Raw genomic sequence first — 12,561 nt, 5'->3', positions numbered from 1 at the left:
GGCCTGTCCTTGTAAGATACGCCTTTTCGCCGTGCTTGTAACTAGCACTGCGCTCCTAACTAAAACCGCGCGGCAGCTCGCCAACGGCAACGGTTAGGGAAATCTGCGGCGCATTGGTTCGGCAACGTTGCAGCTACGCGGTAAGTTCTGCCAGTACCTTGGGCATTGCATCCGGCAGTTCCCGGGCCAGAAACTAACGGGACCGCATCGGGCCCGGGTCCGAGAACGACGACGTCGGCCCAGGATTCGCCACCGCGCGGCCGTTAGTAGAACTTGCCGAGCGACTGTCATCTCAGCGCCTCTTCCGGCTCGTCCTTCATTGGCGGACATTGGGACGTCTGCGGGTGAAAGGGGCCGGCACGCAATATTAAGCGTACTTGGCAGCACCGGGGAGTGTGGCTGGCGCAGCGGAAATGTTTTCGGAAAGAGCCTCTACCTGCAGGTTTTCCGGTCATCGGTCACGAAGTGATCAACGGCATGTACAGGACGTGAGGGCGCGGATAGTTGGGGGAATCTTTGGCCTGACCCGGACGTTGAGACGGGGGTATGGCACCGGAACAGGGGGGTTTGGCTGATTAGCTGAGCCAGAAGGCTTGAATTCCCCACTTAAGGGGCTAGTATGGGGCGCTGAATTACCTGCCGAAAAAACGAGCACATCAGGAGTTTGAGAAACCGAATGGCAACGGATTACGATGCACCACGCAATAAAGACGATGACAATGGAACCGAATCTCTGCAGGCTCTGCAGGTTCAGCGCGGAGGCGCACAGACCGCTCATATAGATGTTGAGGATTCCGACACGGCCGAAGGCATTGATTTGCCCGGTGCCGATCTCTCGGGCGAGGAACTCATCGTGCAGGTCATCCCTGCCCAGGATGACGAATTCACCTGCTCCTCCTGTTTCCTGGTCCGGCACCGCAGTCAGGTTGCCCGGGAAAAGGACGGCAAGTTGTACTGCCGGGACTGCGAAGGCTAGCGAGGCCTTGCCGCCCGGGCTTTTTACTCGCCGCGGGCGCGCGATTAGTCGCTGTGCCTTGCTGACTCGGCCTGTGACAATTTGCGGCGGTCGTATTCGCGGGAGCTGAACGTTGCTTTCCTGACGGAGTCCTCGTCGTCCAGGCTGGAGCCGAGGGCGCCGGCAATGGTTCCCAGCGAGGAGGAGAGCCACGCCAGATTAAGATAGTCGCCGATTCCCGCGGGGTGCTTGAGCTGAACGGAGAGGAACTCGGCATCGATGACGATCAACCCGCCTACGAAGATCACCAGGAATAAACCCACGTACATGAAGGTCACGGCGATCGATATCGTCAGCGACGTGGCCAGGTTGTAGCTGAGCCCTCGTTCGATTTTCTTGTTTCCAACGGGGCGTTCCCATAGATCGTTGTGCGTGATCAGCCAGACCGTCATGATGGTCACGGACAGCAGGCTGATCAGGGCCAGTCGCGCCGGGCTGAGATAGTCGGCCATGCTCCAGATGCTGGTGTAGAAAATGCCGAAGGCGCCGGTGGCAATCGCTGCGGCCATGGCCCCGGAAAGCCCTGGGACTATTCGCCAGGGACGGTTGCCGCGGACCATTCCCGCCAGGAGTCGTACCCGGCCCCGGATTCCTTTGAGCGTCTCATAAGAGTTCTCGTCTATGTTCTCCGAGATGAGCGTATGTTCGGCCGAAATCGAAGAAGTGAGCTGTGAAATCCTGCCACGTCCCAAGGACCGGGCATCGTCGGCCTCGTGCAGGACCCCGATGGCCTGCAGCAGTGTGCGGCGCACGCGGCTCATGCGAAAGATGCCCATGGCAGGGACGGCGATCATCGCCGACCGATAGCCAACATTGGTGCTTGAAAGCATTGGTTCACCGTTGGAGTACTTGGGTAAATCCGTCAGATAGACCAGATAATCCCACCCTGCACGGTCCCGGACCGTGCCTGCGTGCATATTCAACTCGACGTCGCCGTTGGCGTCCAGTGGCAGGGACTGGTCATCGACTTCAACGGTCCACTCCACATCCGGGTCTAAAGATGAGCCCAGCAGCTCCGGGAGGGTCTCCTGAAGTTTGTATGCCAGCGCGCTCGCTAACCCGGGATCGGCCATCAATCCGACGGTTCGGGTGGATTTCGGGGATGAAGTCATCCCTCCACAATAGGAGGTAGCCGGCAGGATCGGGTCGCGGCCTTCTGTTTTGGGGCTTTAGACTCGCCCCGCCCTGGACCTTTATCGTCGGTATCTCGCTGCCAATCGCCGTCGTCATGGGGTGGAGCCTGTTCCTGGCTCCGAGGGCGGTGTATCGGGTACCGCTGCCGCTGGTGGCCCCGGCGGCGCTGCTGGTCTTCCTGCTGGCCGCGCTCGCTCTTGCGGATGCGGGGCTAAAGATCCCGGCTGTGGTGCTGGCCGTGGTCAGTGCCGTCAATGCCGGGCTGGGATTGTCTTTACAGCGGCGGTCATCGGAATTTACGTCAACGTAGTCCCTGCCAGTGTGCAGCCCGGGTGTGTTCCCTCTGCCGAGACCCACAGCGCCCCGCTGACCTCCTCGGTCAGATCGAAATCTTGGGCTGCCGGCCCCGTGCCGACCCGAACCACGAGCGCGCCGCCGAAGGGTTTGCGCCCCTGCACGCGAATCGGCGCATCCAGCCCGATCCGCTGCTGATCGAGATACCGCAGCAGCTCCGGGTCGTGATCGCTGATTCGGGTGATTCGACCGCGGTGCCCGGGGTCAAGCTGGTTCATTCGATGCGCTGCCGGCAGCGTCACCTTGCCGTCGGCGGTCGGGATCGGATCGCCGTGCGGGTCACGGGACGGGCGCCCGAGCTTGGCATCCATTCGTTCGATGAAGGTATCCGAGACGGCGTGCTCCAGCAGCTCGGCCTCGTCGTGGACCTCATCCCAGCTGTAGCCGAGTTCCTGTACTAGATAAGTTTCCAGCAGCCGGTGCCGGCGGACCATGGACAGGGCCAGCGACTGGCCCGTGGGGGTCAGGCGGACGGCACTGTACGGCTGATGATCCACCAGTCCCTGATCCTTGAGCTTGCGGACCATTTCCGAGACGGAGGAATTGGCCACCCCCAGCCGCGTCGCCAGTTGTGTGGATGTAATTGGTTTGTCCTGCCACTCGGTGAAGGCGTAAATGACCTTCACATAGTCCTCGACGCTGGAGGAGGTGGGGGTCGGTTTCACTGCTGCCGGTTTCACAGGTACCACGTTACCTTCATCGTTTGCGGCTCAGCCGTGACCGGTGACGGTGAGGAACAGCAGCACGCCGTTAAGGGCAATGACTAAGGAAACGGCGACGACGGCGGCAATGCGCAGGGCGGGGCCGTCCCGGTACACGCCCATCACCTTCGCGTTCCCGGTGAGGCGAAAAAGCGGGATGAGCGCGAAGGGGATGCCGAAGCTCAGGGCCACTTGGCTGAATACCAGGGCCTGCGTTGGGTCCACTCCGATCCCCAGCAAGGCGAGCGCAGGTATCAGGCTGACCACTCGCCGGGCGAGCAAGGGAATCCGGATTTTCAACAAACCACCCATGATGGTGGCACCGGCATAGCAGCCGACAGACGTGGAGGCCAGGCCCGAGGCCAGCAGCCCGACGGCGAAGATGACGCCGATGACGGGGCCAAGGCTGGCGACGATGGCCGCGTGGGCTCCTTCGATGGTGTCGGTTGCCACACGGCCGCCAGAACCGGGCAGTGTTGGTCCGTGCAGCGTAGACGCCGCCAGTAGGAGCATGCCGATGTTGACCAGGCCTGCGAGGGTCAGTGCGCCGATGACATCCCAGCGGGTGGCTTTGACGACGCCGGCGAGGACGGCCGGGGAGCGGCGGGCGTCGACATGGCGGTCCCGGGCCAGCGCAGAATGGAGGTATATTGCGTGCGGCATGACCGTTGCGCCCAGCATGCCGGCCGCCAGCAGCACGCTACCGGACCCCTGGAACCGGGGGAGAAGACCGGCGAAGATACCCGCAGGCTCCGGTGGGCTGACCACTAGGCCGGCAAGGAATCCGATCGTGATCAGCAGCAGCAGGAACATGATCAGATACTCGAACGTCCGCTGGCTCCGTCGGTTCTGCACCGCCAACATGGCCATCGACACTAAACCGACGATGAGCCCAGCCAAGGGCAACGGGAGGTTGAAGAGCAGATTTAAGGCGATGGCTCCCCCGACGACTTCGGCCAGGTCCGTGGCAATGGCCACGAGCTCGGCCTGCAGCCAGAAGGCCCGCCTGCTGCCGGTCCCCAGCCGGGCGCCGAGCAGTTCGGGCAGAGATTTTCCGGTGACCACGCCAAGCTTGGCGGACTGATACTGGATGAGCATGGCCATCAGATTCGCGATCACCAGTACCCAGACGAGCAGGTAGCCATATTTGGCCCCCGAGGTGAGGTTCGCAGCGACATTGCCAGGGTCAACGTAGGCGATGGCAGCAACGAAGGCCGGTCCGAGGAGGGTCCACGATCCGCTCAGTTTGATTGCGGGCTTTGTGATGCTCACGCTCGGCCCGCCTGCGGACTTCGCAGGACCGAAAGCAAGAAGTTAGGCATACCGAAACCATACGTGCTGTGGGCGGAATCTGTCGAGATCAGTGGCGGGTTTCGGCACGCCAGGTCTGGGTGACATACGGCAATTCCAGGACATCGTCCGGGGCATGGCCAAGGTGGTCCAGGAGGTACCAACGCAGGTTGGCAAGCACCTTTGCCCTGGTGGCTTCGTTAGCCCGCAGATAATAGCTGCGGGACTTCACCAGCTCCATCACCTCCGGCGGGGTAAGCGGTTGGAACCAATGCGTCGCTGACATTCTAAGCGGGCCGAATTCCGGGCCCAGCACCGGGCGGAAGCCCGGTTTGTGGACATCTCCCGCGTGCATAATCCTCGACAACCGGTGAACCCAGGGCACACTGACATCGAGTTGATTCCAGACAAGCCCCAGCACGCCGCCAGGCCGCAGGACCCTACTGACCTCCGTGCTCGCGGCCAGTGGATCGACCCAATGCCAGGCCTGGGCCGCTGTAACGACGTCCATGCAGGAATCCGGCAAATCGATGCGTTCGGCGGCACCGAGAATGGTCCGCACCGCAGGGTAGCAGCGCTGCAGCTGCGTGAGCATGTCAAAGGACGGATCCAGGGCAACGACGGTGAGCCCGCGCTTCAGCAGGAGGGCAGTATATTTACCCGTCCCGGCCCCCAGATCCAGAACATTCCGCGGTGAAGGGCCTGCGTACGGCCCGGAGCCGTTCAACTCCGCGTCCAGTTCAGTGCTTAAGGCAGCGTCCTGGAGAAGCCAGCCCAGCGATTCCGGCGGGTAGCCCGGGCGGACCTGCTCATAGTGGGCAGCACCGTCCTGGAAGCTGCCAGCGAGCTCCTTGCGGCGGGTGCTGTCCAGACGGGGGCCGCCATTGCCTGCTGCCATGACGCTGCTGCTCCTTTAGGAAGACTGGAAAGCGGCGCAAAAACACCGACACCGCGGAAAACCTGCGAGAAAACCCTATCCCATGCACCCTAAACGCCGCGAATCCCTCCGGTGGTCTGTCACGGTGTGCTGCAGGGGGCCGCACCGGCCGTACCGGGGGTGTTCGGCGCCCAGTCCGGGAAGCTGCGGACGTCGTCGGCCGGGACCCAGCGTCCTGCATCCACGACGTAGTCCCAGCCGAGGCCGGATTCCAGCAGCGCGGCAACGCCGGCGATCAGCCGTTGCGCGTCCTCGGTGCAGGAGCCGACCCCGAAGCTGGCCCGCAGCGAACCCGACGGAAGCCCGAGACGGCGCAGCAGCGGATGCGCACAGAATTTGCCGTCGCGGACGCCGACCCCGTGCTCGGCGGAGAGATAGGCGGCCACCAGCCCGGAGTCATAGCCGGCAACGGAAAAGTTTACGACGGCGATAGCCCCGCTTCCCGGGAATTCGCCGGAATCGGAGAAAAGGCGGTGCACCGTGACGCCGGGCAGGCCTTCCAAACCGTCGACGAGCTCGCGGTGCAGGTTCCTTTCGTGGTCCTGCAGCAGCTGCGGATCCAGCGCGGCGAGAATTTCGGCCGCTTTGGCCAGTGTGGCCGCACCGAGAACGTTGGGGGAGCCGCCCTCGTGCCGTGCGGGACCGGTGGCCCACCTAACGGAATCGAGCCGCGCTTCGATGACGGCGCCCCCGCCAGCGAGGTGAGGTGTGCCGGCGTCGAGCCAGTCCGGACGCCCGACAAGGACGCCGCTGCCGAATGGCGCATAGAGCTTGTGCCCGGAGAAGACAACGTAATCGATGCCATCGGCAGCGATATTGATCCTTCGGTGCGGGGCCAGCTGGGCGGCGTCGACAACGATCCGCGCGCCGTAGCGGTGCGCCAATGCCGCCAGCGCCGAAAGGGGCAGAATTTCCCCGGTGACATTGGACGCGCCGGTAACCGCCAGCAGAGCGACGTTCCCGGCCTGGAACTCGGCTTCAAGGCGCGTGAGCGTCGCTGCCAGCGACGCCTGCGCCGGTACGCTGCGATGCGCCAGCTGCTGCCACGGGAGCAGGTTGGCATGATGTTCAATGTCCAGATAGACGACGTCGGCACCCGAGTCCGCGAGGATGTCCGCAACGCAGCCGGCCAGGAGGTTCAGCGAGTCGGTGGTGTTGCGGGTAAAGATGACCGCATCATCGGCCCGCCCGCCGACGAAGGCCCGAACCGTGTCCCGGGCATTTTCGTAGACCGAGGTGCTGACCTGAGAGGCAAAGCCCGCGCCGCGGTGGACGCTGGCGTAGTACGGCAGGATGACGGCAAGATAGTCCGCGACGTCGGACAGCGCGGGGGCGGAAGCGGCATAGTCAAGGTTGGCGTAACGGACGCTCCCGCCCTGAATCAGCGGCGACTGCAGGTTCCGGCCGGTGACGTCCAGGAGCGGACCACCGCCGGGGTTTGACAGGGCTCGCTCTGCGGGGGAGCCAGCGGCGGTGGGGGAGGAATGGCTGGCGTCAACGATGGCGATACTCATGGTGGCCTCACAACGGGAGGGACCCGGCCAGTGCCGGAGTCCGCGCTTGCCGGGACCGCTTCGGTCCGGCCAGGTCGTCACCCGGGGCACCCCGCCGCGAAAGGAGGGTTGCCGGCCAGCAAACCGGGGTTTAGCGCTGGCACTCGTGACCTATGCCCACAAGACTATGAAATTCCCGCGGCCGCCGCCAGTGTTACGGGCAGTGTTACGGCCGGTTTTGCGTTCAGTCCCACAATCTAGGTTTTCCTTCCGGCGCCAAGTTAGCCGCTAGAGCAGGTCATCGTGGTCAGGGTTCAGCGTGCGGAGTACTTCGGAATGGAGAATGCCATTAGTGGCCAGCGCATTCCCGCCAAAGGGGCCATCCGCACCTTCCAAGGAGGTGAACCGGCCGCCGGCCTCGACCACGATCGGGACCAGGGCTGCCATGTCATAAAGATTCAGTTCGGGTTCGCACGCGATGTCTACCGCTCCCTCGGCAACCAGGCAATAGGACCAGAAATCGCCGTACGCACGGGCGCGCCAGACCTTGTCCGTCAAGGAAATGAACTGCTCCCTGTTGCCCCTTTCCTTCCAGCCGGACAAAGAAGAGTACGACAAGGAGGCATCGGCGAGCTCGGATACGTTGGAAACGCGCAGTCTGCTGGCTGCTGCCAGCGATTTACCGGTGTAGGCACCGGTGCCCTGCGCAGCCCACCAGCGCTTTCCCAGCGCGGGAGCGCTGACAAGTCCGACGACGGGGCGCCCTTCGTCGACGAGTGCAATGAGGGTTGCCCAGACGGGAACGCCACGAACAAAGTTCTTGGTGCCGTCGATCGGATCGATGATCCAGCGCCTGGAGCCGTGCCCGCTGCTGCCAAATTCCTCCCCCAGTACCGCATCGCGGGGGCGGACCCGGGAGAGCTGGCTGCGGATGGAATCTTCCGCTGATTTGTCCGCATCCGTTACGGGCGTCAGATCCGGTTTGGTCTCTACCTGCAGATCAAGGGCCTTAAAGCGGGACATGGTCTGTGAATCCACCGAATCCGCCAGCACATGGGCAAGGCGGAGGTCGTCATTGTAGCTTTGCGGGGCATGGGTCATGGGTTCACGCTATCGTCCTTTGTCACCCAGCAGGGGAGGCTGGGCCTATGAGAGGTGCAGCCCCGCACCGATGCTGCCCTAACCGATGCTGCCCAGCTCCTTGGCCTGTGCCCTGCCTTCGGTACGGGTGCCGGTGCTCAGCAGCCGGCGCAAAGACGCGAGCCTGTCCGGACCGGCGTCGCCTGCATGCCCTTCGGCCACCCACCGATCCAGGCCGCAGTTGACGGCGTCGTCGTCATGTTTACAGCCGCGCTCGCAGGCGTCCGTTCCCGGCTGGAGGTCGTCAAAGGCCTGCAGTATCCGGTCCGGATCCACGTGCGCCAGGCCAAAGGACCGGATGCCCGGCGTGTCGACGATCCAGCTGCCGGGGGAGCCGTCCGCCAGCCGCAGCGCCAGTGCCGACGAAGAGGTATGCCGGCCACGGCCGGTGACCGAGTTGACGCCGCCCGTGGCCCGCTGCGAACCGGTCAGGGCATTGACCATGGTGGATTTCCCGACGCCGGAATGGCCGACCATTACGGAAACCTTGCCGTCCAAGTGCGCTTTAAGCTGCCCTACCGCCGTGCCGGCGAGCCGCGCTGACAAGCCGTCGTCGCTGCGGGCATCAATCCCGGAAGCGGCGTCCGCGGCGGTGCGGCTCACCACGACGGTCATGTCCAGATAGGCGTAGTTGGCAAGGAGCTCGGCGGGGTCTTTGACGTCAGCTTTCGTGACCAGCAGCAGCGGGGCAATGCCGGCGTCGTACGCCGCCACCAGGGCGCGATCTATGAATCCGGTGCGGGGCTCCGGATTGGCGGCGGCCACAACGATCACCAGTTGATCCGCGTTGGCCACCACGATCCGCTCGATCGGGTCGGTGTCGTCAGCGCTCCGACGCAGCACGGTGCGGCGCGCTTGAACGCGCACCAGCCGGGCCAGTGTGTCCGGTTCCCCCGTGGTATCGCCGACGAGGGCGACAAAATCCCCGGCCACCACGGGGTTGCGGCGCAATTCCCTTGCCCGTGCTGCGGTCAGGGTTCGTTCGGTGTCGGTGTCCTCATCCACAATGGCCGTATAGCGGCCGCGGTCCACGGTGATGATGCGGCCAACCACGGCTTCGTCATAGGCGGGCCGGTCCTTGGTGCGCGGCCGGCTGCCTTTCTTGTTAGGGCGGATCCGAACATCGGACTCGTCCCAGTCCCGCGTGCTTCGAGTCATCGGGTGGCACTGAAGCTAAGGCGGCCCGGGCGGGTCAGCAGTGCGTCCCAGAGGGCAGGGAATTCGGGCATGGTCTTGGCAGTGGTTGAAATGTCTTCGACCTCCACGCCGGGGACTGCCAAACCTATGATGGCTCCGGCGGTGGCCATCCGATGGTCGGCATAGCTGTGGAAGAGTCCGCCATGCAAGGGGGCCGGGGTGATGTCCAGCCCGTCCGGGGTTTCGACGACGGAGCCGCCGAGGGCACTGATTTCCGCCGCGAGCGCGGCCAGACGGTCGGTTTCGTGGCCGCGCAGGTGCGCAATGCCGGAGAGCCGGGACGGACCGGTGGCCAACGCGCACAGTGCCGCAACAGTTGGCGCCAGCTCGCTGGTGTCCGCCAGTTCAACCCCTGCGATGGTTTCGCCGCCGGTCACTGTGAGGACGCCATCCGCGAGCGAAACAGTGGCGCCGAATTTGGGCAGGATGTCCCGCCATTTATCCCCGACCTGAGTGGTGGGGGAGGGCCAGCCGGGGATCCGCACCGTGCCGCCCGTGGCGAGTGCGGCGGCCAGGAAAGGGCCGGCGTTGGAGAGGTCCTGTTCAATGAGGATGTCGAAGGCCCGGATCGGCCCGGGCGACACCGTCCACCGGCCCGGTACCGAGTCATCAACCTCGACGCCAACTCCACGCAGCACGCCCACGGTCATGGCAATGTGATCAAGGCTGGGCACAGGATTCCCTGCATGTTCGAGCTGAAGCCCCAGCTCGAAGCGGGGGGCGGCCAGCAGTAAAGCCGAGATGAACTGGGACGAGCCGCTGGCATCGACGAGCAGATGGCCCCCGCGGACACGGCCGGTGGCATTGATCCTAAAGGGTAAGGCCCGCGGGGCGGGCTCCCCGGCGACGTCCACGCCCAGGTCCCGCAGGGCCTCCAGGACCGGACCCATCGGACGCTGGCGGGCGTGCGGATCGCCGTCGAACGCCACGCTGCCGGTGGCGAGCGCGGCAACCGGGGGGACGAAGCGCATCACGGTCCCGGCGAGGCCGCAATCGATCGCCGCTCCGACGCTCAGCACGGCGTCCGCGGGGATCGGCGTGACCTGCAGGTCGGGGCCGAATTGGCCGTCGCCGTCGAGCTCCTCAATGACGGCACCCAGCTGGCGCAACGCGGCGATCATCAGTGCCGAATCACGCGAGTGCAGCGGCGCACGGAGCCGGCATGGCCCGTCCGCCAGCGCAGCGAGCACCAGATACCTGTTGGTCAGGGATTTGGACCCCGGAACCGTCAGGGTAGCGTCCACCGGCCGCGCCGCCAGCGGGGCGGACCAGCGGCCGCCGATCCGCGCTGCGCCGGGGGGAACGGGTTGTGCATGCTGAGAATGTAGATGAGCGGGAACGGCGGCGAAGGGGGAAACCATGGAGGGCTAGGAGCCCGTCACTTCGTTGGCCACCCGGCGCACGGCCTTGTCCGCATGCTTGAGCTGCTTACGCGTGGTCTTCTTCCCGGCCTCCGCCAAGTGGCCGGCTCGCCAGGCCAAGCCCGGCTTGCCGGCCGTATCGACGGCAGCCAACAGCATACCGCCGGACAGTGAGACGTTTTTCAGCAGCTGATGACGGCGCTGCGTGCGGCCCTCAGAGGTACTGGAATCCGCACTGCGGTATTCGACGACGGCATTAAGGGTGGAGGTCAGCGTCAGCAGGAGCGCAGAGAGCCGGGAGAACTTTCCGGCAGCGAGCATTACTCCGGCGCCTAGCTGGGTTCCGCCTATGACGCGGGCCAGCATCTTCTCGTCCGTAGCGAAGGGCAGCGCCTGAACCGCCGCGCTGAGCACGGGGGAGAGCTGTTTGGCAGTTTGGTCCGCGTGGCGGAGCCGGTCAAGTCCGCTGAGGATAAATGACGAAGCGAGCATCGGGCGGGCTAGTACACGAACAATGGACAAAACGAACCTCCTGGGTACGGATTCACTATCATGGCGCCGTGGGTCCGCAGATGGCCCTTGGCCGTTGCAGGCCCACTGCGGTCTTGCGTTCTCCTAGTCTGGCACTTTTGAGCGTTCTGTGCGGCACTATCGCGCTCGGGAGGCTCTGGAAGGCTGCTGACAATGTCATGGTCGGCTGGCAGGATGGTGCCATGGTTTCGTTACCCCCCGTCCGGTCAGTCACCGGCAGTCTTGCCCCGGACGCTGCCGGCAGCCCTGCCCCGGACGCTGTCGGCAGCCCTGTCGGAAGGCCCGTCGTGCTGGTGTTGATGGGTGTGTCTGGGTGCGGAAAGTCCACTGTCGCCTCACTGCTCGCCGGAGCGCTGGGCTGGTCATTCGAGGAGGGTGACTCGCTGCATCCGGAAGCCAATGTGCACAAGATGGCGACAGGCCAGCCGCTCACGGACGACGACCGCTGGCCGTGGCTGGCCAAGGTTGCGGATTGGGTCGAGGAGACCCTTGACGATGGACGGAATGGAATTATTAGCTGTTCCGCTCTAAAGCGTTCTTACCGGGATGCGATTAACAGGCGTGGTTCCGGCGTCGTTTTCGTCTTTCTCAGCGGCAGCAGGGAAACTATTGCTGCCAGGTTGGCCGTGCGGCGCGGCCACTTCATGCCAACGAGCCTGCTGGATAGCCAGTTCGCGGATCTGGAGGAACCAAGTCCGGATGAGCCGGAGCTCCGGATCAATGTGGGACCAGCACCTGGTCAGATTGCCCGGGAAATCATTGATGAACTTGGTTTGAACGGCTCGGTGGGTGAGGGGAATCATTTCCCTTAGCGGCAACTCGGAACTTTGCACGCCCTTCGCCTGCTGGTGGCAATACCGAGCCCAGGATCTCGAGGCGACCTCAAGTCCGACACTCATCTGGACCCTGATTACCCTGCTCTGCCGCTGCACCCGGACCGAGGTAGGAAAAGGTGATTCCTGCGGTCGAAATGGCAATGAACACGCCGGCAACTCCACATCCGGGGCAAATCCGTGAGAGCTGAAATTGTCCGGGCTGCCCATAGACGTGGTGCCCAGGGCGGTGATCAGGAAAATCGCGATGACCAGAATGAAGATGGCGGGTTTCCACCAGACCAACACGTCGTTAACCGGTGCGAAAAGCCGGACGCCGAACCAGCTAATAACCACAAAAATGCCATCAGAATGATCGCGGTCGCAATGCCGGTCAGCACGATCATAAGGCCGGCAATTAGCCAGGAAAAGATGGCTGCCGGGCCGGCAATTACTGATGCATTAAAAGGGCTCTTCAGAATTGAGGGTGTAGTTTCGGTCTGAATCCGCCGGATTCCAGCAGTGATCTTGCGACGTAGTTGGTGAGGTTGCGGAAGCCGAGAGCGGAACCGCGAAGGTGTTCGAGCCGGCCATTG

General features: G+C 64.0%; 12 protein-coding genes and 1 riboswitch. Of the genes, 3 read left to right on the top strand and 9 right to left on the bottom strand.

The genetic code is table 11. The features are described from left to right. Window positions 1-676 precede the first annotated feature (676 nt). The gene (locus OS914_RS16935; protein WP_267547228.1) at window positions 677-976 is read left to right on the top strand and encodes a DUF4193 domain-containing protein; all 300 of its coding nucleotides are present in this window, start codon (window positions 677-679) and stop codon (window positions 974-976) included. A 44-nt stretch (window positions 977-1,020) separates the two neighbouring features. On the opposite strand, the gene OS914_RS16930 is transcribed toward OS914_RS16935, so the two are convergent. Then, window positions 1,021-2,127, bottom strand: a complete 1,107-nt coding sequence (locus OS914_RS16930) for a hypothetical protein (protein WP_267547227.1) — start codon at window positions 2,125-2,127, stop codon at window positions 1,021-1,023. A 44-nt stretch (window positions 2,128-2,171) separates the two neighbouring features. Here OS914_RS16930 and OS914_RS16925 point away from each other — a divergent pair, with 44 nt between their 5' ends. After that, complete coding sequence (locus OS914_RS16925; RefSeq protein WP_267547246.1) at window positions 2,172-2,459, top strand: DUF2568 domain-containing protein; 288 nt, start codon at window positions 2,172-2,174, stop codon at window positions 2,457-2,459. On the opposite strand, the gene OS914_RS16920 is transcribed toward OS914_RS16925, so the two are convergent. From OS914_RS16920 to OS914_RS16885, 8 genes are all read right to left on the bottom strand, one after another. Further along, entirely contained in the window at window positions 2,446-3,168 is a 723-nt protein-coding gene (locus OS914_RS16920) for a metal-dependent transcriptional regulator (protein ID WP_267547245.1), read from the bottom strand. The genes OS914_RS16925 and OS914_RS16920 overlap by 14 nt on opposite strands. 45 nt (window positions 3,169-3,213) lie before the next feature. Then, entirely contained in the window at window positions 3,214-4,476 is a 1,263-nt protein-coding gene (locus tag OS914_RS16915) for an Nramp family divalent metal transporter (RefSeq protein WP_267547226.1), read from the bottom strand. Window positions 4,477-4,564: 88 nt separating this feature from the next. Beyond that, window positions 4,565-5,392, bottom strand: coding sequence for a class I SAM-dependent methyltransferase (locus OS914_RS16910; RefSeq protein ID WP_267547225.1), 828 nt, complete (start codon window positions 5,390-5,392; stop codon window positions 4,565-4,567). A gap of 119 nt (window positions 5,393-5,511) precedes the next feature. After that, the gene (locus tag OS914_RS16905; RefSeq protein ID WP_267547224.1) at window positions 5,512-6,945 is read right to left on the bottom strand and encodes an aminotransferase class V-fold PLP-dependent enzyme; all 1,434 of its coding nucleotides are present in this window, start codon (window positions 6,943-6,945) and stop codon (window positions 5,512-5,514) included. Window positions 6,946-6,982: 37 nt separating this feature from the next. After that, window positions 6,983-7,096: riboswitch (SAM riboswitch) on the bottom strand. Between the two features lie 116 nt (window positions 7,097-7,212). Further along, complete coding sequence (hisN, locus tag OS914_RS16900) at window positions 7,213-8,025, bottom strand: histidinol-phosphatase (RefSeq protein WP_267547223.1); 813 nt, start codon at window positions 8,023-8,025, stop codon at window positions 7,213-7,215. A 78-nt stretch (window positions 8,026-8,103) separates the two neighbouring features. Then, entirely contained in the window at window positions 8,104-9,222 is a 1,119-nt protein-coding gene (gene rsgA / locus OS914_RS16895; RefSeq protein ID WP_267547222.1) for a ribosome small subunit-dependent GTPase A, read from the bottom strand. Next, window positions 9,219-10,622, bottom strand: a complete 1,404-nt coding sequence (gene aroA, locus OS914_RS16890) for a 3-phosphoshikimate 1-carboxyvinyltransferase (RefSeq protein WP_267547221.1) — start codon at window positions 10,620-10,622, stop codon at window positions 9,219-9,221. The genes rsgA and aroA overlap by 4 nt, the downstream gene beginning before the upstream one ends. Window positions 10,623-10,628: 6 nt before the next feature. Next, entirely contained in the window at window positions 10,629-11,144 is a 516-nt protein-coding gene (locus tag OS914_RS16885) for a DoxX family protein (RefSeq protein ID WP_267547220.1), read from the bottom strand. 107 nt (window positions 11,145-11,251) lie between these two features. Between OS914_RS16885 and OS914_RS16880 the strand changes: the two genes are divergently transcribed. Beyond that, window positions 11,252-11,965, top strand: coding sequence for a gluconokinase (locus tag OS914_RS16880; protein WP_324290678.1), 714 nt, complete (start codon window positions 11,252-11,254; stop codon window positions 11,963-11,965). Window positions 11,966-12,561 lie beyond the last annotated feature (596 nt).

Source organism: Arthrobacter endolithicus (genome assembly GCF_026627425.1).
Classification (GTDB): Bacteria; Actinomycetota; Actinomycetes; order Actinomycetales; family Micrococcaceae; genus Arthrobacter_M.
Note: the sequence above shows the minus strand (reverse complement) of the source record. Positions and strands in the feature narration are given on the sequence as shown.